At 63.2% G+C, this 24,759-nt stretch carries 22 protein-coding genes; 6 read left to right on the forward strand and 16 right to left on the reverse strand.

Features of this window, described 5'->3' with window-relative positions:
• Positions 1–18: 18 nt before the first annotated feature.
• From Pan44_RS16915 to tsaE, 3 genes are all read left to right on the forward strand, one after another.
• Positions 19–2,478 carry a DUF1549 and DUF1553 domain-containing protein gene (locus Pan44_RS16915; RefSeq protein ID WP_145031218.1) on the forward strand — a complete coding sequence of 820 codons (2,460 nt, stop codon included), beginning with the start codon at positions 19–21 and terminating at the stop codon, positions 2,476–2,478.
• 215 nt (positions 2,479–2,693) lie between these two features.
• Positions 2,694–3,410, forward strand: coding sequence for a metallophosphoesterase (locus Pan44_RS16920; RefSeq protein WP_145031220.1), 717 nt, complete (start codon positions 2,694–2,696; stop codon positions 3,408–3,410).
• Entirely contained in the window at positions 3,407–3,904 is a 498-nt protein-coding gene (gene tsaE / locus Pan44_RS16925; protein WP_145031222.1) for a tRNA (adenosine(37)-N6)-threonylcarbamoyltransferase complex ATPase subunit type 1 TsaE, read from the forward strand. The genes Pan44_RS16920 and tsaE overlap by 4 nt, the downstream gene beginning before the upstream one ends.
• A 56-nt stretch (positions 3,905–3,960) precedes the next feature.
• On the opposite strand, the gene Pan44_RS16930 is transcribed toward tsaE, so the two are convergent.
• The 11 genes from Pan44_RS16930 to nuoH form a co-directional block, all read right to left on the reverse strand.
• Positions 3,961–4,734 (reverse strand): TatD family hydrolase, encoded by a 774-nt coding sequence (locus tag Pan44_RS16930; RefSeq protein ID WP_145031224.1) that lies wholly within the window; start codon positions 4,732–4,734, stop codon positions 3,961–3,963.
• Between the two features lie 37 nt (positions 4,735–4,771).
• A complete protein-coding gene (locus tag Pan44_RS16935; protein ID WP_145031226.1) occupies positions 4,772–5,542 on the reverse strand; it encodes a hypothetical protein in 771 nt (256 codons plus the stop codon).
• Between the two features lie 18 nt (positions 5,543–5,560).
• Positions 5,561–6,202, reverse strand: a complete 642-nt coding sequence (locus tag Pan44_RS16940) for an IS630 family transposase (RefSeq protein ID WP_145027933.1) — start codon at positions 6,200–6,202, stop codon at positions 5,561–5,563.
• On the reverse strand, positions 6,150–6,500 hold the full coding sequence (locus Pan44_RS28305) for an IS630 transposase-related protein (RefSeq protein WP_145027931.1): 351 nt from the start codon (positions 6,498–6,500) through the stop codon (positions 6,150–6,152). The genes Pan44_RS16940 and Pan44_RS28305 overlap by 53 nt, the downstream gene beginning before the upstream one ends.
• Before the next feature lie 78 nt (positions 6,501–6,578).
• A complete protein-coding gene (locus tag Pan44_RS16950) occupies positions 6,579–7,001 on the reverse strand; it encodes a hypothetical protein (RefSeq protein WP_145031228.1) in 423 nt (140 codons plus the stop codon).
• Positions 6,998–8,707, reverse strand: coding sequence for an NADH-quinone oxidoreductase subunit N (locus tag Pan44_RS16955; RefSeq protein ID WP_145031230.1), 1,710 nt, complete (start codon positions 8,705–8,707; stop codon positions 6,998–7,000). Before Pan44_RS16955 ends, Pan44_RS16950 begins: the two co-directional genes overlap by 4 nt.
• A gap of 69 nt (positions 8,708–8,776) precedes the next feature.
• Positions 8,777–10,381, reverse strand: a complete 1,605-nt coding sequence (locus Pan44_RS16960) for a complex I subunit 4 family protein (RefSeq protein WP_145031232.1) — start codon at positions 10,379–10,381, stop codon at positions 8,777–8,779.
• 64 nt (positions 10,382–10,445) lie between these two features.
• Positions 10,446–12,908: an NADH-quinone oxidoreductase subunit L gene (gene nuoL, locus Pan44_RS16965; protein WP_197453402.1), complete on the reverse strand. Its 2,463-nt coding sequence runs from the start codon at positions 12,906–12,908 to the stop codon at positions 10,446–10,448.
• 57 nt (positions 12,909–12,965) lie between these two features.
• A complete protein-coding gene (gene nuoK / locus Pan44_RS16970) occupies positions 12,966–13,277 on the reverse strand; it encodes an NADH-quinone oxidoreductase subunit NuoK (RefSeq protein WP_145031234.1) in 312 nt (103 codons plus the stop codon).
• 70 nt (positions 13,278–13,347) lie between these two features.
• The gene (locus Pan44_RS16975; protein WP_145031236.1) at positions 13,348–13,968 is read right to left on the reverse strand and encodes an NADH-quinone oxidoreductase subunit J family protein; all 621 of its coding nucleotides are present in this window, start codon (positions 13,966–13,968) and stop codon (positions 13,348–13,350) included.
• Positions 13,968–15,197 (reverse strand): NADH-quinone oxidoreductase subunit NuoH, encoded by a 1,230-nt coding sequence (gene nuoH / locus Pan44_RS16980; protein WP_145031238.1) that lies wholly within the window; start codon positions 15,195–15,197, stop codon positions 13,968–13,970. The genes Pan44_RS16975 and nuoH overlap by 1 nt, the downstream gene beginning before the upstream one ends.
• A gap of 287 nt (positions 15,198–15,484) precedes the next feature.
• Here nuoH and hemL point away from each other — a divergent pair, with 287 nt between their 5' ends.
• From hemL to Pan44_RS16995, 3 genes are all read left to right on the forward strand, one after another.
• Entirely contained in the window at positions 15,485–16,771 is a 1,287-nt protein-coding gene (gene hemL, locus Pan44_RS16985) for a glutamate-1-semialdehyde 2,1-aminomutase (protein ID WP_145031240.1), read from the forward strand.
• A gap of 116 nt (positions 16,772–16,887) precedes the next feature.
• Positions 16,888–17,328, forward strand: a complete 441-nt coding sequence (locus Pan44_RS16990) for a SufE family protein (RefSeq protein WP_145031242.1) — start codon at positions 16,888–16,890, stop codon at positions 17,326–17,328.
• A 29-nt stretch (positions 17,329–17,357) separates the two neighbouring features.
• The gene (locus Pan44_RS16995; protein WP_145031244.1) at positions 17,358–18,659 is read left to right on the forward strand and encodes an aminotransferase class V-fold PLP-dependent enzyme; all 1,302 of its coding nucleotides are present in this window, start codon (positions 17,358–17,360) and stop codon (positions 18,657–18,659) included.
• A 12-nt stretch (positions 18,660–18,671) separates the two neighbouring features.
• Here Pan44_RS16995 and Pan44_RS17000 read toward each other — a convergent pair whose 3' ends face one another.
• From Pan44_RS17000 to Pan44_RS17020, 5 genes are all read right to left on the reverse strand, one after another.
• Positions 18,672–19,610 (reverse strand): DUF1570 domain-containing protein, encoded by a 939-nt coding sequence (locus Pan44_RS17000; RefSeq protein WP_145031246.1) that lies wholly within the window; start codon positions 19,608–19,610, stop codon positions 18,672–18,674.
• A 53-nt stretch (positions 19,611–19,663) separates the two neighbouring features.
• Positions 19,664–21,361, reverse strand: a complete 1,698-nt coding sequence (locus tag Pan44_RS17005) for a 2-oxo acid dehydrogenase subunit E2 (protein ID WP_197453403.1) — start codon at positions 21,359–21,361, stop codon at positions 19,664–19,666.
• A 158-nt stretch (positions 21,362–21,519) separates the two neighbouring features.
• Complete coding sequence (locus Pan44_RS17010) at positions 21,520–22,101, reverse strand: NADPH-dependent FMN reductase (RefSeq protein WP_145031248.1); 582 nt, start codon at positions 22,099–22,101, stop codon at positions 21,520–21,522.
• A 75-nt stretch (positions 22,102–22,176) separates the two neighbouring features.
• On the reverse strand, positions 22,177–24,027 hold the full coding sequence (locus Pan44_RS17015; RefSeq protein WP_145031250.1) for an ArnT family glycosyltransferase: 1,851 nt from the start codon (positions 24,025–24,027) through the stop codon (positions 22,177–22,179).
• Complete coding sequence (locus tag Pan44_RS17020; RefSeq protein ID WP_197453404.1) at positions 24,024–24,731, reverse strand: phosphatase PAP2 family protein; 708 nt, start codon at positions 24,729–24,731, stop codon at positions 24,024–24,026. The genes Pan44_RS17015 and Pan44_RS17020 overlap by 4 nt, the downstream gene beginning before the upstream one ends.
• Positions 24,732–24,759 lie beyond the last annotated feature (28 nt).

A 24,759-nucleotide genomic window follows, 5' to 3' on the forward strand; every position in this document is an offset into this window, starting at 1 on the left:
CCATTCGAGGCGCGGATCATGTCAGTCGGCCGCAAGGATTGCTGTTCACTGCTCGCGAGCCTGTGCGCGGGGTTAGTCGTCGCCGCGGCAGGAATCTGCCAGGGGGCCGATTCCTTCGCCGGACTGGTACGTATTTCCGCCGAGCCCGAGACCTGCGTTCTTTCGGGGCCGCGGTCCGAGCAGCGGCTGCTGGTCACCGGGCACTTCGAGAACGGCGAAGTCCGCGACCTGACCGGCGCGGCGACGTACACCGTCACCGACGGAAACTCTGTGCGGATCGACCGGAATCTGGTCCTCCCGGCCGCCGATGGGACGGCCAGGGTGTCGGTTTCGTGCGGCGGGCAATCGGCCTTCGTTTCGGTGACGACTCGGGACGCGACGGCGGTTCAGCCGATCAGCTTCAAAGTCGAAACGCTGGGCGCGCTGACGAAAGCCGGCTGCAATATGGGGGCCTGCCACGGCTCGCCTTCCGGAAAGGGAGGCTTCCGACTGTCGCTGCGAGGCTATGACCCGCCGCTCGACGTTCTGACCTTGCGAACGGAATTCGGCGGACGGCGGACGAACGTCGCCGACCCGGACGACAGCCTGATTCTCCGCAAACCCCTGATGCAGACGTTTCATGGCGGGGGGCAGCGACTGTGGGACGGGGATGCAGCGCACAAGGTTCTGCGCACATGGATCGCAGAGGGCCTGAAGCTCGACCCTCCCGCGGCCCCGGACCTCGTGCGGATCGAAGTCTTTCCGAAGAAACGCGTGTTCCGGGACGCCGGAGAGCGCCAGCAGCTGATCGTGAACGGATACTTCAGCGACGGTTCCGTTCGCGACGTCACTTCGCTCACGATGTTCAGCACGTCGGCCGAGCCGATTGCGAAGGTGGATGAGGCGGGGCTCGTCACCCGCGCCGGTCGCGGAGAGGCGGCGATTCTGGCGAGGTTCCTCGACAAGATGGATACCGCCTCGGTGACGTTCCTTGAGACGGTGCCCGGATTCGCCTGGAACGATTCCCCCGAGTTCAATTTCATCGACCAGAAGGTGAATGCGAAGCTCAGGCAGCTGCAGATCCTTCCTTCCGATCTCTGCAGCGACGAGGAGTTCCTGCGACGGGCCTATCTGGATGTCGCCGGGCGTCTGCCGTCGCTCGGTGAAACGAAGGAGTTCGCCGCCGATCCCTCGGAAGACAAGCGGGCAAAGCTGATCGACGAACTGCTGGAAACTCCCGACTATGCGCAGTTCTGGACTCTCAAGTGGGCCGACCTGCTGCGGGCGACCACCGCGAAACTGAATCCGCTCGGCGTTCGCAAGTTCCACAACTGGATTTATGAGGGAGTCGTGCAGGACCGTCCGATGGACGAGTTTGCGCGAGCGCTGCTGACCGCGCGGGGAAGCGCGTTCGAACATCCGGAGACCAACTACTGGCGCAGCAGCAGGGAACCGACCGACGCCGTGGAAACGACGGCGCAGCTGTTCCTGGGCGTGCGCATTCAGTGCGCCAAGTGCCATAACCATCCGTTCGAACGCTGGACGCAGGACAACTATTACGGCATCGGAGCCGCCTTCGCGCAGATCGCCCGCAAGCCCGGTGCCCTGCCGACGGATGAGGTCGTGTTCCCCGCGAATAAAGGTGAAATGACCCAGCCGCGGACCGGGGCGACCATGAAGGTGCATCTCCTTCTGACCGGGGACGTTGACGTTCCGTCAGGCAGCGACCGCCGGGAAGTGTTCGCAGACTGGCTCGTCGCGCCGGCGAATCCGTTCTTCAGCCGGTCACTGGTGAACCGCGTGTGGGGCCATCTCTATGGCCGCGGAATCGTGGAGCCGGTCGACGACTTTCGCGATTCGAACCCGCCGACCAATCCACAGCTACTGGATGAACTGGCGAAGCAGTTCGCCGAGCATGGGTATAGCCGGAAATGGCTGATCCGGACGATCATGAACAGCCACACCTACCAGCGCGCCGCCTGCAACAACGAGTTTAACAAGAATGACGAACTCTACTTCAGCCACGTGACGCCGCGAATGCTCTCGGCCGAGCCGCTGCTGGATGCGATCTGCGACGTGACGGGGGTTCCAGAGACGTTTGCGGGCGTGCCGGCCGGGACCCGGACGACGCACTTGGTGGAGCCTCCGGGTGACCATCACTTCCTGAAGGCATTCGGCCAGCCCGCGCGGGAAATGACGTGTCAGTGCGAACGCGGCGCAGACACCAACCTGGCGCAGGCGCTGCAGATGATCAACGGCCCGGTCGTGCACAACAAGCTGCGGGACCCCAAGGGGCGGATCCATCAGCTGTTCGCCGCCGGGAAATCGGATGACGAGATCGTGACGGAGCTGTACCAGGCCGCCGTGAGTCGCAAACCGACGCAGCAGGAACTCGATACGGCCCGCAGCCACGTCGCCTCGTCTCCCGATCGGAAGGCAGGCCTGGAAGACATCGGCTGGGCCGTGCTGAACACGAAAGAATTCTTGTTCCAGCACTGAGTGGCTTTGGGACGAGCTCCGGCCGTGATGTGAAATGTCCTCGGGAGGAGCGTACGGACCATCGATGGGCCGGCATTTGTCGTGTGGACGGGTTCCAGGTTCGCGGGGTTTTCGCTCTCCCCTGCCGAAGGCTGGCCGGTAGAATTCGGGACAACCTGTTGGCCGAATCCGGAGAGTCGGCCCCTCATCCGACTTCGCCTGCGCACCTCGGAGAAATGATGACCCGAGCGGCATTTGTGTCCGACCTGCATCTCTTTGCTCGCCGGTCACACGGTCATCTTCATCTCCCGGCATTGCAGCAGGCATCGGCGACTGCGAATCACTTCATCCTGGGCGGGGATATCTTCGATTTCCGCTGGGCGACCCTGAACCAGACTGCGGCGATCGATTCGGCCATCAGCTGGCTGCGCGACCTGGCGGTCCTTTCTCCTCAGTGCCGGTTTCACTTCCTGCTTGGTAATCATGACGACCACCAGGGACTGGTGGCCCGACTCCCGACGCTGGCTCAGGAACTGCCAAACTTTGCCTGGCATCGATTCTATCTGCGGCTGGGAAGCAGCCTGTTTCTCCACGGAGACGCCGCCGACCGGAAGCTGACGGCCGAGCGGCTGACGCGGCGCCGCGACACGTTCCGGCATTACACCCCTGCCCCATGGCGACACGATGCGTACCACTGGCTGCTGAAAACGCGGATCGACCAGCTGGTGTGCCGGGCAGCGCATCCGAGGCGGCTCGTGGTGCGAAGGCTCATGTGCTACCTGCGGGACATTGAGCAGGGACCCGAACAGGGGGTCCGCTCGGTCTACTTCGGTCACACGCACCGCGAGATCGACGGTTTCCGCTATAACGGCCTCGTGTTTCATAACGGGGGGGCGCCCATCGGCAAGGCCCGTTTCCGCATCCTTCAAGCCGACATCGATGACGCGCCGTGACACTGCCGGAACCTCCCGAGGCCTCGTTGGTTTTCGAATCGACATCGGAAGCGGAAACGGATCGCCTGGCGCAGGCGCTCGCGAAAGGCCTGGCGGCAGGGGATGTAGCCGCCTTCGAGGGAACGCTGGGGGCCGGTAAGACTCGGTTTGTCCGCGGGCTGGCGGCCGCGCTTCATGCCGACCGATCGTCGGTTTCGAGTCCCACGTTCGGCCTCGTGCAGCACTACGACGGAGAGCTGCCGCTCGTTCACATCGACGCCTATCGACTGACCGGGACGGAAGAGTTCGAACGCATGGGCGGGGCGGAGCTGTTCGATCCGGAGGGAGTGACGCTCATTGAATGGAGCGAACGGATTCCGGGCAGCCTGCCGCGCGAGCGATGGACGATCGAGGCGAAGCACGCGGGAGAGAACAGCCGCGAGTACACCATTCGCTCCACGCATCGTGACGCAGCCCGTCGAATCGGCACCCTGCGAGCGTCGCTGACGACCTGAGTCGTGAACCGACCGGGAGACGCGCACCAGCCGCTGCGATCACTCTTTCAGATTGTTCAGTCCGGGAGACGGAACAGCCGGGTGGCGTTGGCGGTTGTTGCGGCCGCGATGTCTTCGAGCGTGGCCCCGCGCGCCTCGGCGAGCTGCTGGGCGGTGAACTTCACCCAGGACGGTTCGTTGCGTTTGCCGCGGTGTGGCGTCGGGGCGAGATACGGGGCATCGGTCTCGACCATGATGCGGTCGAGCGGCGCGGCGGCGGCCACCGCGCGGAGCTGCGCGTTTTTCTTGAACGTGATGACGCCGGCGAAGGAGAGGTGCATGCCGAGCCGGAGGCATTCGTCCGCCATCTCCTGCGAACCGGAGAAGCAGTGCATGACGCCGTTCAGCGTCCCCTGCCCGGCCGCGTTCTTCAGGATTTCCAGGACGTCCGCATCGGCGTCGCGGCAGTGAATGATGAAGGGCTTGCCGGTTTCTCGCGACAGTTCGAGATGCCGGTGAAAGTAATCGCGCTGTTCGTCGATCGGCGTATGGTCCCAGTAGCGGTCGAGACCGGTTTCCCCGATGCCGACGACGCGGGGATGGGCGGCCAGCTTCACCAGCTCGGGCCAGTCGTCTTCACCGGCGGCGCTGGCGTAGTTGGGGTGAATTCCGATCGCGGCGAAAATCTCAGGGCGGCGTTCCGCGAGTTCGACCGCGCGGCGGCTGCTTTCGAGCGTCGTTCCGATGGTGATGATCCGCCCCACGCCCGCATCGCGGGCGCGATCAAGGCAATGGTGCATGTCGCCGCTGAAGGCGTCTTCGTCGAGATGCGCGTGGGTGTCGATCAGCATTTTGAGAAAGATCCGTCGGACGGGGCAGCGACGAATCCTAGAAAGTGGCCGCTACGGAGTCATCCGGCCAGCAGTCGGCTGGTGATCCGGCGACGATCCTTCGTTTCACCAGCGTGAACCCAACGATGGTCACCAGAACGATAATGAGCGACGCCGCTGCGAACACGGCAAGCTCGAAGGACGGTTGCGGCCGCAGTTTCCAGAACGGAATGCGGCCGAAGCTGCTCTCGTAAATGACTGCGATGACAACGGCCAATGAAAACAGGGCGTATTCCAGAATGAGCAGGATCGTCCAGTTGAATCCGCCGTGCGAAACGGGGGGCCAGGCATCGTCGGCGACGGCTTTCAACATCCCGCCGGAGGTCCAGACCTTTCGTCCAGTGAAAAGTGCACACAGGACTGATGGGATCCCCAGCAGGATTGAAAGGATGTGTCCGAAGACACAGGGGGCGAGCAGCACATTCACAGCGCCGGGAACGAACCACGCTGGAGCGGCATGCATCAGAACAAAATCCAGGATAAAGGCCCCGATCAACGTCGAAACAGCGAGCTTCATGCCTGCGGTTGCACAGTGAATCGCAGCCAGCAATTTGCCACGGAAGAACTTGAGATCTGAGTTCAGCAGCCAACGGGCTGTCAGCACGTCAGGAAGCGCGATTCGTCCGCAGACGGCGAGCGCCGCCGCTGCAGGATTTCTGCTCACTGACCAGGCGACGCCCCCGACAATCGCGATGAATAACCAGGCGTAGAAAGGAAACCCAACGAGCAGTCTCGCAATGTTGGGAGGGAGACGCTCATCCGTTCTCATGCTTAGACTAGAGCAACTTCATGATTCGTGTGCAGTGTATCCGCAGGAACGGATGTAGTTCAGGCATTCGCTCGGAGTGAACTCGTCCACCAGCACTCCGATCCGGTTCCAGAGTCCTTCTGTCGTCCGTTCAGCGCTCGTCCGCAAAAGCGTCTTGAACTTCGAGAACAACTTCTCGATCGGGTTGAGATCGGGTGAGTACGGCGGCAGGTAGTACACCTCAGCCCCGGCCTGTCGAATCGCGTCACCCACCGCGCTCTGCTTGTGGCTGCTGAGGTTGTCCATGACCACCAAGTCTCCCGGCTCCAGCGCCGGGATCAGGAACTGACGGACGTAAGCCAGAAAGCATTCCCCATCCATCGGGCCATCCAGCACCAGGGGAGCAATCACTCCGCTGGCCCTGAGCGCCGCTGCGAACGTCGTCGTTTTCCAATGCCCTTGAGGGACATGGTCCACGACCCGGCGTGATTTTGGTCCCCAGCCATAGCGTCGCGTCATCTTCGTGTCGGCCCCGGTTTCGTCGAAGAACACCAGACGGCGACAGGCTTTCGACTGCACCAGGATGTTCCACCAGCGGCGCTTCTGAGCCACATCCGGCCGCTGTTGTTCAGCAGCTTTGAGCACTTTTTTTGAGAGTGATTCCCCAGCGCCGAAGCGCATTCCACAGAGTGGTCGCGCAGCCCGGCAGACCGAGTTGGCGTTGCCTTTGGGCGAGCGTCAGGCCGGGGTCGTCCTGGACGCTTTTGAAAATCCGCTCCCGATGCGGTTCCAGAACGCACTCCGGGCCGACATCTCCCTGCCGGGGAGTGATCTGGCCAGTCTCTTTGCGAAGCGCGAGCCAGTTCCAGATGGTTCGTTCAGTGACCTGAAATCGCCGGGCGACTTCGGCCGGCGGAGAGCCGCGGTCGACTTCGGCCACGACACGTCGCCTCAAATCCATTGAGTAGGGGGTGGGCATGACTCTTCCTTGATTGAGCCAACCACTTGAGAAATCCTTTCCCCTATCATCCCTCTGAAAAGCAACTGTGGAAGTGCTCTAGGGGGCCGTACCCAGCGATTTCAGATGCCGCAATCGATCCTGTTCCGATTCAGCAATCTCGCGGACGAGTTCGGCGTCCTCGGGATGGTCGGCCAGCGAGCCGGCGGCGGCTTCGCAGGCGGCGACGACCAGCTCCTGGTTCTTCACGACGCGCTTCAGGAGGAAGTCGAGCGAAACGTAATTCAGGTTGCTGAAATCGGGATAGGTGCCGAAGGCGACCGGGAACCCCCGTTCGCGGAGGAGTTCGGTCAGGCCTTCCACCGTTTCCGCCTGCGATTCGGCTTCGCTTGCGAGTGCCTCCCGGGTCGAAGCGGCTTCGTCCCCCGACCAGGGCCAGGCGTCGACCATGTACTGCAGAAGGGAGCGGTGCAGCGCAATCAGCACGTCGTTGAGGATCGGTTCGGCGGCCGTCAGCATCATTGCGGCTTCTCAGATTTCGTTGGGGAGAGCAGAGAGCCGGCGACGGTCCGGGCGGTTTCGCTGAGGCGTCCCTGGATCGGCGAAGCGCCGAGAATGATGATCGGTACGGCCAGCAGCACCGTGAACGCCGCAGCGGCCGCGGGAGTCGCGATTCTGCGTTCGCCAATCGGGCGGGGATTGATAAAGACCGCCTTCAGCACGCGGACGTAGTAGAACAGGCTGATCACGGTGTTCAGGCCGGCAATCGCGAGCACGCCCCACATCAGCGGGTGAATCTGGCCCGCCACGAACGTGGAGCGGAAGATGGCAAACTTCGCAAAGAAGCCGCCGAACGGAGGAATTCCGACGAGGCTGAAGAAGCTGAACATCAGGGCGATGCACAGGACCTTGGTCGCTGGACCTTCCGCAATCAGGCCATCGACGCTGTCGATGTCTTCGCGAAACGTCTCGTTCCTCAGAAAGGCGATGACGGCGAAAGCCGTCAGGTTCATGAACAGGTAGACGGAGAGGTAGTAGACCAGTCCCTCGACGGCGACCTGCGACTCGAGCTTGAGATCGCTCCCCGCCCCCAGGGCGGTGCTGCCGGCGTTAGACAAAACCATGAGGGCGGCGACCGCCATCACCATGTATCCGGCGTGGGCGATGGTGGAGTACGCGAGGAGCCGCTTGAGGTTCGTCTGCGTGTAGGCCGAGAGGTTCCCGAGCGTCATGCTGAAGGCCGCAATGACGCCAAGACTCAGGCCGAGATAGGTCGACAGTTGCCTGACCGCCTCGGTGCCTCCCGAGAAGGAGGTGACGAAGCGGGCGAGCAGAGCGAATACCGCCGCCTTCGAAGCGACGGACAGGAAGCCGGCGACCTCGGCCGAGGCTCCTTCAAAGGCGTCCGGACACCAGAAATGGAACGGCACCAGCGACAGCTTGAAGGCGATGCCGACGAAGACCATCGCGATGCCCAGGAGGGCCACGATGACCGTGGGATTCGAGAGGGTGAAGGTCTGGCCTTCCATGACGATGCCGAATCGCTCACCGAAGAGCGAGAAATCGGCCGTTCCCAGAAGACCGCCCAGCAGGCTGAGTCCATACAGCATGACGCCGGCCGTTCCGGCCCCGTACACGACATACTTCAAGGCGGCTTCACTGGCCTGCCGGCGCCCTTTCAGAAACCCGACCATCGCGTAGCTGGGAACGCTGATCATTTCGATCGACAGGAAGGCCATCAAAAGGTGGTTGGCGCCCGTCGCGAGGAGCATGCCGACACTGGAGCCGACCAGCAGCGCGTAGAAGTCGGGGCCGTCCTCCTGATCGGGAATGCCGGTCAGCACGGTGAGGGACATCGTCAGCACGAGGAACAGCATGAGGCCGAGCCGGAAAAACACGGCCAGGGCGTCGTGCATCATCAGTCCCGTGAAATACGGCCCACTCGCGCCGACGCCGGTTTCCGTCAGGCCGAAGATCGTCGACAGGAAGTGCAGCCCCCCCATCGCTCCTCCGGTTCGCACGTAAGCAAACTGCGCGAAGACGGCGAGGAAGGCCGCGAGGGCACCGAGCAGGGCGACCCAGCAGGCGGGGAGCAGCCTGTCGAAGTTGCAGAGTCGCGACAGCAGCAGCAGGACCACCGTGACCGACAGGATCAACTCCGGCACGAAGATCTCAAGCGACCGCCAAAGGTCGCCCTGGAACTGATCGAGGAGTTGGGTGACTGTCATGGAGGGGAGGACGCGAGCGAAGGTGACTGGAGGGCGAAAGCCCCGGTGAGTTCCGAGGACCCGGGCGGACTACTCCCCCGGTGAACTTTCCGCGAGGCTCACCTTTGGCCCTTCTTCCTTGTGAAGGAGCTTGTAGGAACTGGCCATCGACGCCGTGAGATTCTCGGTCGAGGCCTTCATCAGGCTGAACATCGTATTCGGCAGGACGCCCAGCACGATGGCGAATGCCAGGAGCGTTGCCGCGATGAAGGTCTCCCGCTGGTTCATCTCCGAGAGGTCCTCCGCGTGCGGCCCCTTGTATTCAGGGCCCAGGTAGACCCGCTGGATGGTCCACAGGATGTATCCGGCCGTGAGGATGACGCCGCTGGCCGCGATGATCGCGAGGAGCGGACTGTAATTCCACGAGCTGAGGACAACGAAGACCTCGCCGATGAAGCCGCACAGGCCGGGGAGACCGAGACCCGCAAAGAAGAGACCGATCGCGAGGCCGCTATAGAGCGGCATCTTCTGCATCAGGCCGCCGAACTGGTTGAGATCGCGGTGGTGAACGCGGTCGTAGATGACGCCGACCATAAAGAACATGCCGGCCGAGGAGATGCCGTGGCCGAGCATCTGGAACATCGCGCCGTTGACGCCCATGTTCCAGTATTCGGGGCCGACAGTGTCGCCCGTCGCTTCGTTGATTTTCCAGACGGCGAGTCCGATCAGGACGTAGCCCATGTGGCTGACGGAACTGTAGGCGACCATTCGCTTGAAGTCGGTCTGCGCGAGGGCTGCGAAGGCGCCATAGATGATGCTGAACGCGCCGATGGCGACCAGCGCGTAGGCGGCGTACTGAGCCCCGTACGGGCACAGCGGCATGGCGATGCGGATGATGCCGTAGCCGCCCATCTTCAGCAGCACGCCTGCCAGGATCATCGAGATGGGCGTGGGGGCCTCGACGTGGGCATCCGGAAGCCACGTGTGGAAAGGGAAGCTGGGGAGCTTGATGGCGAAGCAGATAAAAAGCAGGACGAAGGCGATGATCTGCATCGTCGGGCTGAACATCGTCCCTTCGGCCGCAATCTGCGCCAGCCGGTTCAGGTCAAATACGTTGCCCGAGTTGAAATAGAACATCAGCATGGCGATGAGCATCAGGACGCCGCCCGCCAGCGTGTAGAGGAAGAACTTGATGGCGGCATACTCGCGGCGAGGTCCGCCCCACACGCCGATGAGGAAGTACATCGGCAGCAGCATCACTTCCCAGAACACGTAGAAGAGTAGGAAGTCGAGCGCCATGAAGACGCCGAGCATGCCGGTCTCGAGCAGCAGGAACAGGATCAGGTAGCCCTTCACCTGCTTCGTGATGCTCCATGAGGCGAGCATGGCCAGGAAGCTGATGAAGGAAGTGAGCAGGACGAGCGGCATGCTGATACCGTCGATGCCGAGCCGGTAATAGACGTTCCAGGACGGAATCCACTCGTGCGCGACCTGCATCTGCATGCCGGCGACGGAGGAATCGAAACTCCAGAGGATCCCGACCGAGAGCAGGAATGTGGTGAACGTCGCGAAGGCGGAGAACATGCGCATCGCGGCGACCGCCCCCGGACTGTCATCCCGGAAGAAGGCGAGGAAGAACGCCGCGATCGTCGGCAGGAAGATCGTGAGGCTCAGCAGGGCGGTGTCGTTTTGCATGACTGTTCGGCCCAGGGCCGGTTTTCAATCTCTTGAGTGCGAAGGACTGAATCTTCCGGACCGACTATCCACGCGGCAGGAAGGCAAACAGCGCCAGGAACAGTCCCAGCACTCCAAAGGCAATGAACATCACGTACTGTCGAAGTCGGCCGGTTTGAAGTCCCCGGATGGAACGGCCAGCTGAAAAGGTCAGGTCACCGACGACATTGACCAGACGATCGACGACGGATTCGTCGAACTTCCGGTCCCACTTCGCCACATCGACCATCGATTTCGACGTGCGGTGCAGCAGCGAGTCGAGCACCGATCGATCGAACGACTGGGCCCACCGTGCGACGACGTGAGCGGGCCGGACGAACATGACGTCGTAGGTCGAATCAAAGATCCACTTGTCCGTCAGGAAGGCGTGCAGGCGCTTGAGCTGTTCCTTGATGGCGCCGGGGTTGACCCATCCGGCCCCGTAGAAGGCATACGACAGGAACGCGCCGGTGGCCGCTGCGAGCAACGCCAGAATGCCGGCGGTCGAATGCTTTTCGTGGACGTGATGATGCCCGGGCAGGCTGAACGGCACGGAGCCAGTGGCGGCCAGGCCGGGAGCGACCTGGCTCGGTTCGCTCGCGAGAATCATGCGGGCCAGAGGTCCGTTTTCTCCGTAGATTGCGCATCCCATCGCGAAGAGCGAAAGAACGATCAGCGGAACGACCATGACTCGCGGAGATTCATGAGCGTGGTCGTAGACATGCTGATCGCGCGGCTTGCCGGCGAATGTCATGAACCACAGGCGGAACATGTAAAACGACGTGATGCCGGCCGTGACGAGCGGCAGAACGAACAGCAGCAGGTGGTGCTGGTTCAGCGAGAAGAACGCCAGCGAGGTGGCGACAACGGCGTCTTTCGAGTGGTATCCCGAGAAGGCCAGGGCGAACCAGGGCGTTGGAATGGCGAGGCCGCCGATGGCGATCACCCCGACCAGCATGGCCGCCGCCGTCCACGGCATTTTCTTCCGGAGGCCACCCATCTGCTGCATGTCCTGCACGTGGTGGCAGCCGTAGATCACGCTGCCGGACGCGAGGAACATCAGCGACTTGAAGAAGGCGTGCGTGATCAGGTGGAACAGCCCGGCGAACCAGCCGCCAACGCCGAGCGCGAGCATCATGTAGCCGAGCTGACTGATCGTCGAATACGCCAGGACGCGTTTGATGTCGGTCACGACGATGGCGATCGTGGCTCCGATGAAGAGAGTGATCACACCGATATAGGCGATGACCAGCAGCACTTCCGGGACGAACATGGGGTAGAAACGCCCCGCGAGGTAGACGCCCGCGGCGACCATTGTGGCCGAGTGGACGAGCGCGGAGACGGGAGTCGGCCCTTCCATGGCGTCGGGAAGCCACGTCTGCAGGGGAAACTGGGCGCTCTTGCCAATGCAGCCGGCGAACACGCCCAGGCCTGCGATCGTCAGTAGCCAGTAGGGAATGAAGCGGGGCTGCCGGGAATGGCTGTCGACCCACCGGCCCCCTGCTCCATTCTGCAGGTAGACGGTTCGATCGAGCCCCGATCCTTCGATGTCCAGCTTGCCATCATGGTCCCGCAGCATCTGGAAGAGTCCGGCCTGCCCGACAGTTTCCGGGTCGGTATCGGCGAATTTGAACGTGCCGAACCAGGTGAACAGGACCATCAACCCGATGAGAAATCCGAAGTCCCCCACGCGGTTCATGATGAACGCCTTGTTGGCCGCGGTGCTGGCGGATTTCCGTTCGACGTAGAACCCGATCAGGAAATAGCTGCAGACGCCGACCAGTTCCCAGAAAATGAACACCTGGAAGATGTTGCCGGCGAGAACGAGGCCCAGCATCGAGAAGCAGAACAGCGACAGGAACGCGAAGAAGCGGTAGTACCGGCCGGGGCGGTGAAAATGCCGACCGCCGGACAGGTGGACTTCGTGGTCTTCGTAGTCGTCGGTCAGTTCGTCGCTCATGTACCCGGTCGCGAAAACGTGGATGCACGTTGCGATGAGGGTGACCATCATGAACATGGTGATAGTGAGACTGTCGATGTAGTAATCGATGTCGATCACCAGGCTGCCGAAAGCGGCAAGGTTGTAGAACTTTCCTGAGAAGGCGTAACTGTAAGGGGCGTGGGCGGCGGCATCGCCGTGGGTGTGCTGGTGGTCGCCATGGGAATGGGAGTGTCCGCCTGGGCCGTGCGTATGTGGCACGGCCCCGGCGTCTGGCTGCTGGCCGCGAACGACGGCCATTTCATGGCCGTGCGCGTGGTCGTCATGGCTGGCGGGAGCGGCGAGGGCGCCCCATTTCGTCGCCGAGCCCCAGGTGATGAACGCTCCGAGGCTGAGCAGGAAGCCGCAGCCGATGCAGGCGACAGACAGCCATGCGGCGGTCTTGCTGCGGCGGTTGCTCCAGTAGCCGGCGAAAATCTCCACGCAGAATCCGGCCAGCGGCATCAGCCAGGCAAAACCCAGCAGCCACTTCAGCGTCGTTCCGGTCGCGAGGAATTGTTCTGGAGTCATGTTTTGAAGACGTTGCCTCGTGCCCGCGAGGACGCGGGACGGAATTGGGGAGCGCGGTCAGCCTTTCAGCTGGTTGGCCTCATCGACGTCAATGGTCAGGTGGTTGTTGTAGAAGTTGAGGGCGATGGCGAGGGCGACCGCAGCTTCGGCCGCGGCGAGAACGATCACGAACATGGAGATCGCCTGGCCATCCATCCCGAGCAGGCCGTACTTCGCGAACGCGACAAAGTTGATATTCGCACCGTTCAGCACCAGTTCGACGCCCATGAGGACGCCGATGCCGTTCCGTTTGCTGGCCATGCAAACGATGCCGCAGACGAACAGCACGGCTGCCACGAGGAGATACGGCGTGAGTCCGACGTCGTTCATCGCGCCTTGGCTGTCTGGAGGAATGGATATCGGAACGGGAGGCGACGGTTGGGGTCGCGGACCCTGCGGTTTACGAGTCTGAAGGCGTCGAGCCGGCGCGGCGTCGCTTCGTTCGGGCAAGATAGGACGCCCCGACCAGGACGACGAGCAGATGGATCGAAATGATTTCAAACGGCAACAGGTAGCCCGTGCTGAGTGAACGGGTCCCCGGTTTCAGGTCGCGGTCGAAACGCACGCCGAGAAGCGCCGAGCCGAGCTTGCGAACCGTCTGCCCTTCCTCGGGCGAGCGGAAACTCTCGACATTTGATGCGGCCGGCGCGGTCTTCGCCAGGAGCTTGTCACGGTTGGCGTTCCAGTCGACGCCCAGGGTGGCGAAAACCAGCATCCCGAGGACGGCCAGGCCCGCGAGGCCTCCGAGAACCGTTTCCCCCGGCGCCGATCTGATCGTCAGCATCGGGCCGCTGGCGGTCAGCATCACGCCGAAGATCAGCAGGACCACCGTCCCGCCCACGTAAATCAGCAGTTGCGTGGCCCCGACAAAGTCGGCATTGAGCAGGAAGAACAGACCGGCGACCGATCCGAGTGAAATGATCAGCCAGAAGGCCATCCGGACGACGTTCTGGCTGACAACAACGGCAATCGCGCCGCCGCAAGCTGCCAGTGCGTAAATCGCAAAGATGATCTTTTCCATTATTCCCCACCCTCCTGTGAGGAAGGAGACGCGACCGGCCGGCGAGGCGGCGGCGACGTCCCGAGCGGATCGTGAGCCTTGGCGACCCGGACCCCGATCGGGTCGGCCGGCAGGAGCGTCGGCTTGCCGGTGGCGGCGATCAGGACCATCGGCCAGACCGTTGCTCCCAGGAAGAGGAAGCAGCTGATCGGCACCAGATACTTCAGGCAGGTGGTCATCACTTGGTCGATGCGCAGGCGCGGTAGCGTCCAGCGGACCCAGATCTGGGCCGTCACGAGGATTCCGGACTTCACCATCAGCACGAGGAAGCCGAGGACGCGGAGCGGATAGCCACCGAGCGTGCTGGCGACGGCCTGGTCAATCGGAGCGATCCCGGTCCACCAGCCTCCCATGAACAGGATGATCCCGAGCATGCTCACGAAGAACATGCTCGCGTATTCCGCGAGGAAGAAGAACGACCAGCGCATTCCGCTGTATTCAGTGTGGAAACCACCAACCAGTTCGCTCTCCGCTTCGGCGAGGTCGAACGGCGCCCGCTTGTTGCTGGCGAGCGTGACCGTGAAGAAGACGAAGAAGGCGAGGAAAGCGAACGGATCGTGGAAGATAAACCAGTTGGTGGCCCACCCGGACTGCAGGTTGGCGATCTCATTAAGGTTCATCGAGCCGGCGATCACGACCGGTATGACGGCCGTGATTCCGAGCGGAACCTCATAGCTCACCATCTGGGCCGCTTCGCGCATCCCGCCGAACAGCGACCATTTCGAGCCGCTCGAATACCCGGCGAAAATGATTCCCAGCACCTCGAGCGAAAGGATGGCCAGCCCGAGGAAGAGACCCACTTCCAGTGCCTGCGAGGTCCAGCCGTCGCTGAACGGCATGACCAGGAAGGCGGCGAAGCTGGCGACGACGACAATATAAGGGGCGACGCGGAAGAGCATCGCATCGGCGGCCGCCGGAACGAGATCTTCCTTGGAGACGAGCTTGATGCCATCCGCCAGCGACTGCAGCCAGCCGAAACGGCCGCCGGTGCGGGTCGGGCCGAGACGGTCCTGGATGCGACCGGAAACTTTGCGTTCCGCCCAGATGAAGGCGAACGCGGGCAGGCCGAAGAACAGGCCAATCAGCGCCGTGTGAATGATCGCAGCGACGAGAGAAGCGCCGGTGGGCCCGAGACGGGACCACTGCGACAGGTACTCTTCCAGCGTTCGAGCAGCCAACTGGGGAGCCATCGCCACTCTCGTTGTCCATCATGGATATCTGCAACAGCGCGCCCTCAGGCACGCCCTGCAGAGAGAGTCGAGCACCAGAAAGTGACGAAGGTGCTCGATTGGCGGGCAGTTATGGCAGGTTGGATAGGGGGATTCAAGCGACCCCCACGAGGCATCTTGCGCGATTCCCATGCACGGGAAGTCGTAGAAGGAAGGCCGTGGACGCTTCACTTCCCTGCCCGCGTTCGCTTGCTCAATGGCGGCATTCCAATGACGATTCGTCGATCCCCCCATGTCATGGAATCCTGATGTCCCGCGCTGCCAGCAAAGCTGCTTTCGAACTCGCCCAGACTCTGATTCCCGGAGGGGTCAACAGCCCTGCCCGCGCGTTCGGCGGCGTCGGCGGCCATCCATCCTACATCCGTCGCGGTGAAGGAGCGTACCTCTACGACATCGATGGCAACCAGCTGATCGACTACGTCGGATCGTGGGGACCGCACATCGTCGGACACCGGCATCCCGCCGTGATTGCGGCCATCCAGTCGGCCCTGGAGACCGGAACGAGCTTCGGCGCACCGACGGAAATCGAGACGGAACTGGCGCGGATGGTGGTCGACGCGGTCCCGTCGATCGAGAAAGTCCGCATGGTGAATTCGGGCACCGAGGCGACGATGAGTGCCATTCGCGTCGCTCGCGGGTTCACAGGGCGCAGCCTGATCGTGAAGTTCGCCGGGTGCTATCACGGCCATGTCGACAGCCTGCTGGTTCAGGCCGGCAGCGGCGCGCTGACGCATGGCCATCCGTCGAGCCCCGGCGTTCCTGAGGGATGCACGGCCGACACGATCGTCCTCGAATACAACGACATCGACCAGCTGACAGCCCTCTTCGAGACCCGCGGCAAGGAGCTGGCGGCCATCATTCTCGAGCCAGTCGTTGGCAACATGGGACTGGTGATTCCGAAGGAGGGTTTCCTTCAGGCCTGCCGCGACCTGTGCACGAAATCGGGGACCGTCCTGATCTTTGACGAGGTGATGACCGGATTCCGGCTGGCCTATGGAGGTGCCCAGGAGCGGTTCGGCATCACGCCCGACATGACGACCCTCGGAAAGATCATCGGCGGCGGCCTGCCAGTCGGAGCGTACGGGGGCCGGTCTGACATCATGGCGGTCGTGTCGCCGGCTGGTCCGGTCTACCAGGCGGGAACGCTCTCCGGAAACCCGCTGGCCATGGCGAGCGGCATCGCAACTCTCCAGCAGTTGAAGGACGCGGCGCTTTACCAGCGGCTGGAGACAGTCACCAGGCGGCTCGTCGATGGTCTGGTTTCAGCGGCGAAGGAGGCCGGCATTCCCGCCGTCGGGCCCCGCTGCGGCAGCATGTTCACGCTGTTCTTCCAGGCCGGCCCGGTCAACAACCTGACAGATGCAAAGCGGAGCGACACAACTCGCTTCTCGAAGTTCTTTCATGCCCTGCTGGAAGCTGGGGTGTATCTCCCCTGCAGCCAGTTCGAGGCGTGCTTCGTTTCGGCGGCCCATTCGGATGCGGACATCGATGCGACGATCGCGGCGGCGAAGTCGGCCTTCGGAAAACTGGCCTGATCGGAAATCGCTCGTGGAGAGTCGACTTGAAGGGGGGGGCGGTGCCTCCTACACTTTTCGCATTGCCGGCTGCGAAAAATCACCCGGCGCAACCTGTTGAAACGGTCGAATTTGCGATGCCCGCGTTGGACATGACTCTCGAAGAGCTGCTGGAAGAATTCGAGCATCTGCCCGACTGGGGCGATCGCTGCGACTTCCTCATCGATCTTGGCATGGAACTGCCGAAACTCGATGCAGCCGAAAAGGTTGAGGCGAACCGCGTCCTCGGCTGCCAGAGCAGCGTCTGGATGGTTGCCGATGTGCAGGACGATGGCCCGGAGCCTCGTCTGGCGATTCGCGCCCAGAGCGATTCGATGTTCGTGAGCGGGCTGATCGCGATCGTACTCCTCCTGTTTGATGGAAAAACGCCGGGAGAAATCCTGGAAGCTGATCCTGACGCACTCTTCGAGCGTCTCGATCTGAAACGACACCTCAGCTCTCAGCGCCGCAACGGCATGAACGGCATGGTGCAGCGCATCCGGGCATTGGCCGCGCAGGCGGCCCGTGCGACGACTTGAAAGACGACACGCCCTCGGGCGACGATTCGATGACTGCCTCGACCCGCGACCCACGAAGTGAAACGCCCCCGCCCGGAGGTGGCCTTCGGCGACTGGACGCGGAAGCTGTCCGGCGCGACTTCCCAATCTTCGCCGCCCGTTCGGAAGACGGCCGGCCGCTGACGTTCCTTGATACCGGCGCCTCGGCACAGAAGCCGAAGGTCGTCATCGATCGCGAAGCCGACGTTTACTCGCGTTCGTACGCCAACGCCTACCGTGGCGTGTACCAGCTCGGGGCCGAGGTCGATGACGCCATCGAAAAGACGCGTGAGTCGGTCCGCTCCCTGCTGAACGCTGGTTCCGCGGACGAGATCCTCTTCACCGCCGGAACGACGGCATCGATCAACCTCGTCGCACAAGGCTGGGGACGGAAGTTCCTGAGGCCGGGTGATGAGATCTTGCTGAGCGTGCTCGAGCACCACGCCAATATTGTCCCCTGGCAAATGGCGGCCCAGGCGACCGGCGCGAGCATCAAGTGGATTCCGTTGACGCCAGATGGCCGTCTGGACCTGTCGAACCTCGACCAGTTGCTGACGACACGGACGAAGATCGTCGCGGTCACGGGAATGTCGAACGTGCTCGGGACGATTCCGCCAGTGGCGGAGCTGGCCCATGCCGCCCATGCAGTGGGCGCCTTGATCCTCGTCGACGGCGCGCAGAGCGTGCCGCATGCCGCGGTCGACGTTCGCGTCGACGGAATCGATTTTCTCGTCTTCTCGGGGCACAAGCTCTACGGGCCGACCGGTGTCGGTGTGCTGTATGCGAAAGCCGAGCTGCTCGACGCGATGGACCCGGTCTTCGGCGGCGGGCACATGATCGCCACCGTCGGCACGACGGGATCAACGTGGGCCAAGGCGCCAGCGAAGTTTGAAGCCGGCACACTTCCGATTGCGCAGATCATCGCACTCGATCCGGCGATCCAGTACGTGAAGGAGCTGGGCTGGGACGCGATTCACCAGCATGAACGCGAACTGCTCACCGCGACTCACGACCGGCTGGCGGCGATCGACGGCCTGAAGATCCTCGGGCCCGCCCCCGAGCACAAAGGGGCCATCGTCAGCTTTGTGATGGACGGCATATCGGCCCAGGACATCGCCGTCCTGCTCGACCTGCGGGGCATCTGCGTCCGGCACGGTCACCACTGCACGATGCCGCTGCACGACTGGCTGCAGGTTCCCGCCAGCGTCCGCGCGAGCTTCGGCGTCTACAACACGCTGGGTGACGTCGAGCGACTGTGCAAAGGGCTCGACGCTGTTCGCAAACGCCTGAGCCGCTCCCGCGGCGTCGTGTGACGACCGCACCTGCTACTCCACGAATGCCCTGCCCTCGTCGCCTGGTCGTCTGAAGGCCGCGGGAACCACCGTCGAGCCCGCCGGGTCAAGGGCCGCCACCTTGTCGATCAGTCGGGTCTTGCCGGTGTTCAGAGTCGACGCGACCGCCTGGGACAGGCGTTTGGGCGACGGATCGGTTTTGCACGAGTGGATGTAGTCCACTAGCAGCGATGCGTCGCCGTTGTCCGACTGGAGCATCGTGTAGACCCAGGCCCAGGCCTCGTGGTAGTCCATGGCCTGCATTTCGGCAACGCCCGTGAGCTGCTCGAGCCTTTGCAGATCGGGCTCCCAGCCTCCCTGGATGGCAGCCGTCAGTCGCGAGACGTGCTCGTCGTTGACGTGATGGACATCGCGCGGGGGCTCGAAGTATTCGGCGAGGCCTTCATCGAGCCACAGCGGGAGGTTCTTCAGCGAGGAATGCAGCACGCCATGCGTATATTCGTGGCGGAGGTCGTTCGCCAGATTGTCGCCGTGATAGGCGTAGACGGCGAGTTCGGAAGTCGTGCCGACAAAGAACGCCCGCCGCGACGGCAGGTTCGGATACTTCTGACGCATGTAGTCCGCGTACCGCTGCTGGTCGCGGAACAGGTAAACGATCACCGGCCGCTTCGATTCCTGCAGGTTGAGCGTCGACATGATGTCGTGCCGCAGCTCGGCTAGCTCGGTGAGAATCGGAGACTTCTGATCGATCGGCGAATCGGAGTGGATGACGATCCGTTCGGCGCGGACCGAATGCTTGGCCGGCAGTTCGGCGAGACTTTGTCCGCGATGGGTGGCGCACCCGGAGAGGAGACCCGTCGCGATGAGGAGCCCCGCGGCCGCAAGGCGACCTTTACGTAAGACTCCCACCGCGGACTGTGCTGAGACGAAGATGCCGGGCCTCCGGGGCTTCCTCAACAGGTATGCGTCCATGCATCACCTCGCCAGGGCACGACGACCGCGGGGCCGCCGGCTTGGATACAGGCCTAAATCGTCGTCAACAGGGAAAACGGATCGGACAGCATGTTGCACAGGGCGACGAGGAACCGCGCGGCGTCGGCCCCATTGATCACCCGGTGATCGTAGGACAGCGACAGCGGCATCATCATCCGCTCTTCCACTTTGCCGTCATTCATCCGCAGCTGCATCTGCGACCGCGACATGCCGAGGATGCACACTTCCGGATAGTTCACGATCGGCGTAAAGCCGATGCCGCCGATGCCGCCGAGGTTCGTCACCGTGCAGGTCGCGCCCTGCATCGAATCGACCGTCAGCTTGCGGTCGCGGGCTTTCTCGGCCAGCCCGTTCACGTCGGCCGCGATCTGCAGGATGCTCTTCGTGTCGCAGTCTTTCACGACCGGGACGACGAGGCCGTTCTCCGTGTCGACCGCGCAGCCGATGTTGTAGTACTTCTTGAAAACGATCTCGGTCGTGATCGGATCAAGGCTGGCGTTGAACTTCGGGAACGCCTGCAGGCAGGTCGACAGCGCCTTGATCACGATCGCCGTCATCGTGATCTTCGGACCGTTCTTGCCGAGGCCGGCCACAAAACGCTTACGCGCGGCTTCGAGATCGGTAATGTCCGCCAGATCGTGCTGGGTGACGTGCGGAATGACGTTCCAGGAAACCGTCAGGTTCTCGGCGGCGACGCGGCCGATCTTGCTCAGCGCCTGCCGCTCGATCGGGCCGAACCGCGAGAAATCGGGGAGCGGCGGCGGGGCGATCGACCCGGTCATCGGCGCAAGGGCCTGCTGCTTTCCTGCGGCCGGAACGCTCAATCCCTTCAGCCGGTTCCGAACGTAGCCCTGCACGTCGTCCGTCGTGATGCGGCCACCAGGACCAGTCCCTGCAATCTCGTGAAGGTCGACCCCCAATTCGCGGGCGAGGCGGCGGGTCGAGGGAGCGGCCGGGGCCGGAGCGCGGTTCGCATCGGCCCCGTTCGTCTCGGCGACGGTGATCGTGGTCGTCGGCGTGACGGGGGGCTGTTTTTCGGCAGCGGGCTGGGCCTTCGCCGGCGCAGCCTTCGATTCGGATGACGACGGCGCGGGCGCCGTCTTGACGGGAGCGCTGTCAGCCGAGCCTTCCACGGTGAGGAACTTCGCGCCGACCTTCACCGTGTCGCCAGCTTTGACGTGAATGGCCGTCACCTTGCCGGCGTGTGGGCAGGGAAGCTCGACGACGGCCTTTTCCGTCTCCAGTTCCGCGACCATCTGCCCGGCCGTCAGCGTGTCACCCACCTTGACCAGCAGTTCCGCGATATCCGCCTGGCTCACGCCCTCACCGAGGCTGGGGACGGTGAACTCGATCGGTCCCGTCGCGCCGGAGGGCTTCTCGGCGGCCGGCTTCGGGGCGGCTTTGGGCGCTTCGGACTTGGGAGCTTCCGATTTGGCGGGGGCGCTGGCAGCGGGCTTCTTGTCTCCGCCCGCCTTGGCCGGGGCAGCGGCGCCGTTCGCTTCAATGGTCATGATCGACTGGCCGACTTTGATCGAGTCGCCGGTCTTAACGAGCAGTTTTTCCAGTTTTCCCGCATGGGGACACGGGAGTTCGACGACCGCCTTCTCCGTCTCGAGCTCCATCACGACCTGGCCGGCTTCAATGGAATCACCGGGCTGGACCATGATCTGCGCGACGTCCGCGGAGGTGATCCCTTCCCCAATGCTCGGCAGCTTGAATTCAATGCTCATGGACGTCGTGGACAGCGCTTCCGCTCAGAGTTGTCTGTGAAAAGGGGGATGATACTGCGGGACCGGGCGACACAGAAGCCGAAAGGGGCTGTCGGGGACAGGGATCATCCCATCGGCAGACAGGAAGCCGCTCCTGCAGCAGACGAATGTGCGCAGGCTTAGCCCGTGAGCTTGCCGGCGATGGTGACCACGGACTGGGCCAGCGATGTCACGCGCCCCGCCAGGGCGGCGTCCTTGAGAGTCCCATCTGGCTGGAAGGCCTCGTGCGCCTTCGGAACCTGCACCTGGTCAGCCAGCACGAGAACGCCGATGTTTCCAAGGATCGATCGCACCTGGACGAGGCCCCGCATGCCGCCGAAGGGGGATGGAGAAGCGCTCATCAGGCCAACCACCTTGCCGCGATAGGCGACGAGGGGTTGCTCATCCCCTTCCTTGCGGGAGACCCAGTCGATCACGTTCTTCAGCAACGGCGTTATCCCGCTGTTGTACTCCGGGCAGGCGAGAAGCAGGCCGTCCTGTTCCGCGAACAGTTTCTTCAGGGCCTGGGCGGGCTTGGGAACGCCCTGCTCCGCCTGCAGGTCTTCGTTCATCAGGGGGAGCGGATAGTCGGCGAGGTCGAGGTGGGTGACGTCGCCGCCCGCGGCACGGGCCGCATGGGCCGCCAGACTCGCCAGCCGGCGATTGAACGACGCTTTCCTCACGCTTCCCGCGAGCACCAGAATCTTCGGACCTGCAGCCATCGAATCATCTCTCCTGATTGTGGATCGGGGAGGATTATACGGGCTGTTGAACGAAAGTGCGGAGATCGGTCGAAATCACCGCATTTCAGGAATCTCGGAGGCCGCCTGTTCGATGGTCCGGGCGCCGGAGGTTTCTGTGCGATCAAAGGAGATCAGCAGCACGTCCCCTGTTCTCGGAAAACGCGGCCGGCGGTCGATCACGCGGATCGTCTTGTCCGACTCGGCTTCCAGTTGCTTGAGGCCGACGTCGGTCGTGACGAGAAATCGCGGCCCTTCGCCTGAGAGATAACCGGCAGCGTCGTCAGCCGACTTGAGACGTTCGACATGCTGGCCGGCGTAGAAAATCAGGCTGGGGGGTGAATGCCGGAACGACCCGACCTGCACCGCGCCGCCGGATGAGTCGCCGGCGCGATGGAAGGCGCTCGCCAGCGGGGCGCTGGTCTGGTGCGGGTTCAATGCGATCGCAGCAACGATCAGGACCGAGGCGGTGAACAGCGTCGATGCTGCCATCGACGTCCAGAGGGCAGCGACGCGTCGCTCGCGCGTCGCGAGCACAATGGCGATCACGCCTCCCGCGAGGGGGACGAATCCCAGCCAGAACAGGCGACCAAGATCCGGGGCGAGCGCGGCGTTCACACCGAGCTTCGACAGCAGCGGTTCGCCTCCAATTTCGAGACGCGGCGCCCCCAGGAGAGAAGCGATCAGCAACACGCCCACCGTCGCGAGAGTTCCGAACGCAAGTTTCGGCCAGCGGGCGCTGAGCAAATCTTTCCGGGCCGACCACGCTGCGAGCCACGAGCCTGTCAGCAGCGCCAGGGCCGGATAAGCGGGAAGAACGTAGTTCGGGAGCTTGGTGCTGGCGATCGAGAAGAAGCCGATCATCCAGCCGGCCCAGCACAGGACGAACAGGTGTCTTGAACGGTCGCGTGGGGCGAAGGCCGAGTGCAGCGCCGTCGGCATCGCGAAGATCGACCACGGGAAGAAGCCAATGGCGATGACGGGAATGTAGTAGATGATCGGTCCACGGTGATTCTCCATCGGCTTCAGGAATCGGCCGAAGTTGTGGACGCCGAAGAATTCGTTCAGGAACGCTCCGTCGGTCTTGATGGCCACGGCAACGAACCACGGGCCCGCGATCAGGAGCACCGCGGCGATGGCCGTGAGCGGCCGCATGCGCCAGAAGGTGGCGGGGAATGCGAGGATCATCGTCCGCAGGCGCGCGATTCCGCGTTTCAGGAGGCCGTCGCCGATCTGGCTCGGGCTGGGAGTCTGGCAGAGAACGAACAGTCCGATCGTCGCGCCGGGAAGGAGGATGCCGATCGGGCCTTTGACGAGCACAGCGAAGGCCATCAGGGCGTAGATGCCGGCCATCGTCGTCCAACCGGACGGGACCCAGCGGTCGAGCGTCGCGGCAAGCGAAGGCGCGACGGGGACTTCGACGGCTTCCGTATCCTCTCTCGGGGCGAACACGGCCCGGGCGTAAACCAGGAGTGACAGGGCGATAAAGAAGCCGAGGTAGGCGTCGGCGGTCGAAGCGCGGGAGACGATGCTCCACATCAGGCAGGTCGAAAGCGCCAGTGCAGCCCACAGGCCGGCCCGGGCGTCGAACAGCCGCCGTCCGAGGTGATAGGTGACGATCGCCGTCGCGATGCCGAACACCGCGGAGAAGAACCGCGCGCCGAGCTCGTTGACTCCGAACATCAGGAAACCGAGCCGCATCATCCAGTACATGAACGGCGGTTTGTGGGCGAACAGTTCCTCGTTGAAGGTAGGAACGATCCAGTCGTCGTGCCGGTGCATTTCTGCGGCTGCGGTCGCGAAGAACGCTTCGTCTTCATCCCACAGACGCGTCGCGCCGAGTGCGGTGAAATAGCTGCACGCTGCGACCGCAATGATGAGGGCCTGATGTCCGAGGTGTCGCTTCATGGGGATGTGGCCTCGAACGCATCGAGGCGGCTGGTGAGTGAGTTCTGCGACGTGAACACGTGGCCGACGATCCAGCCGACGAACGCGCCGGCAAGAACGTCGCTGGCAAAGTGAGAGCTGGTGGCAATCCGCTGCAGACCCACGATCCCGGCGAACAGCAGGAAGACCGTTCGGCCGCGGGGGTAAAGGTGCGACAGCGCAATCGCAAAGCCGACGGCGGTCGCCGTGTGGGCGCTGGGGAAGCTCTGAATCCGGGAACCGCCAGAAAGCCCGGGGGCGAAACCGAGAAATCCGTGGCCGGCGGTGAGTGAGCTGAAATCGAAATACTTGGGCCGCGTGCGGGCGATGCAGAGTTTAACGACGTTCGCCGTCAGCCCGGCCGACCAGGCGGCTGCTGCAAGCCGCACGATGCCGCGGCGGTGCGCGGGATCGAGCGCCGCGATCAGCAGGAAGGCGAGGATGTGTCCGTAGAAGGTGCCAAAGTGCTCGCCCGCCTCGAGGAATTTGTCGATGCCATCCGGAAGCGATCCCCCTTTCATGACTGACGCGAGGGGGACGTCGACGAAGACGATCGCCAGGAGCATCAATGCGACCAGCAATGCGGGAACCACGCCGCCGACTTCGGCCAGCTGCGAAATCGGCGACCCCGACTGCGCCGTGATGCGCGGTTGGGGAGCTGCTGCGGCGATCGGCGTCGAGTCCATGACGTCACACCCGAGGTCCATCCAGGAG

Origin of the sequence: Caulifigura coniformis, from assembly GCF_007745175.1 — a bacterium.
Lineage (GTDB): Bacteria > Planctomycetota > Planctomycetia > Planctomycetales > Planctomycetaceae > Caulifigura > Caulifigura coniformis.

Bases quoted from the DNA above. Each gene is read 5' to 3' on its own strand.
- Pan44_RS16920 (WP_145031220.1), top strand. From the start codon at position 2,694: ATGATGACCCGAGCGGCATTTGTGTCCGACCTGCATCTCTTTGCTCGC.
- Pan44_RS17015 (WP_145031250.1), bottom strand. From the start codon at position 24,027: ATGAAGCGACACCTCGGACATCAGGCCCTCATCATTGCGGTCGCAGCG.
- nuoL (WP_197453402.1), bottom strand. From the start codon at position 12,908: ATGACTCCAGAACAATTCCTCGCGACCGGAACGACGCTGAAGTGGCTG.
- nuoH (WP_145031238.1), bottom strand. From the start codon at position 15,197: ATGGCTCCCCAGTTGGCTGCTCGAACGCTGGAAGAGTACCTGTCGCAG.
- Pan44_RS16930 (WP_145031224.1), bottom strand. From the start codon at position 4,734: ATGCTGATCGACACCCACGCGCATCTCGACGAAGACGCCTTCAGCGGC.
- Pan44_RS16935 (WP_145031226.1), bottom strand. From the start codon at position 5,542: ATGAGAACGGATGAGCGTCTCCCTCCCAACATTGCGAGACTGCTCGTT.
- Pan44_RS16915 (WP_145031218.1), top strand. From the start codon at position 19: ATGTCAGTCGGCCGCAAGGATTGCTGTTCACTGCTCGCGAGCCTGTGC.
- Pan44_RS16975 (WP_145031236.1), bottom strand. From the start codon at position 13,968: ATGGAAAAGATCATCTTTGCGATTTACGCACTGGCAGCTTGCGGCGGC.
- Pan44_RS17010 (WP_145031248.1), bottom strand. From the start codon at position 22,101: ATGGCTGCAGGTCCGAAGATTCTGGTGCTCGCGGGAAGCGTGAGGAAA.
- nuoK (WP_145031234.1), bottom strand. From the start codon at position 13,277: ATGAACGACGTCGGACTCACGCCGTATCTCCTCGTGGCAGCCGTGCTG.
- Pan44_RS16950 (WP_145031228.1), bottom strand. From the start codon at position 7,001: ATGATGCTGACGGCCGCCGAACCGATCCTCAACGACGTGCTGATTGCG.
- hemL (WP_145031240.1), top strand. From the start codon at position 15,485: ATGTCCCGCGCTGCCAGCAAAGCTGCTTTCGAACTCGCCCAGACTCTG.
- Pan44_RS17020 (WP_197453404.1), bottom strand. From the start codon at position 24,731: ATGGACTCGACGCCGATCGCCGCAGCAGCTCCCCAACCGCGCATCACG.
- Pan44_RS28305 (WP_145027931.1), bottom strand. From the start codon at position 6,500: ATGCCCACCCCCTACTCAATGGATTTGAGGCGACGTGTCGTGGCCGAA.
- Pan44_RS17005 (WP_197453403.1), bottom strand. From the start codon at position 21,361: ATGAGCATTGAATTCAAGCTGCCGAGCATTGGGGAAGGGATCACCTCC.
- Pan44_RS16960 (WP_145031232.1), bottom strand. From the start codon at position 10,381: ATGCAAAACGACACCGCCCTGCTGAGCCTCACGATCTTCCTGCCGACG.
- Pan44_RS16990 (WP_145031242.1), top strand. From the start codon at position 16,888: ATGCCCGCGTTGGACATGACTCTCGAAGAGCTGCTGGAAGAATTCGAG.
- Pan44_RS17000 (WP_145031246.1), bottom strand. From the start codon at position 19,610: ATGGACGCATACCTGTTGAGGAAGCCCCGGAGGCCCGGCATCTTCGTC.
- Pan44_RS16995 (WP_145031244.1), top strand. From the start codon at position 17,358: ATGACTGCCTCGACCCGCGACCCACGAAGTGAAACGCCCCCGCCCGGA.
- Pan44_RS16955 (WP_145031230.1), bottom strand. From the start codon at position 8,707: ATGACAGTCACCCAACTCCTCGATCAGTTCCAGGGCGACCTTTGGCGG.
- Pan44_RS16940 (WP_145027933.1), bottom strand. From the start codon at position 6,202: ATGCGCTTCGGCGCTGGGGAATCACTCTCAAAAAAAGTGCTCAAAGCT.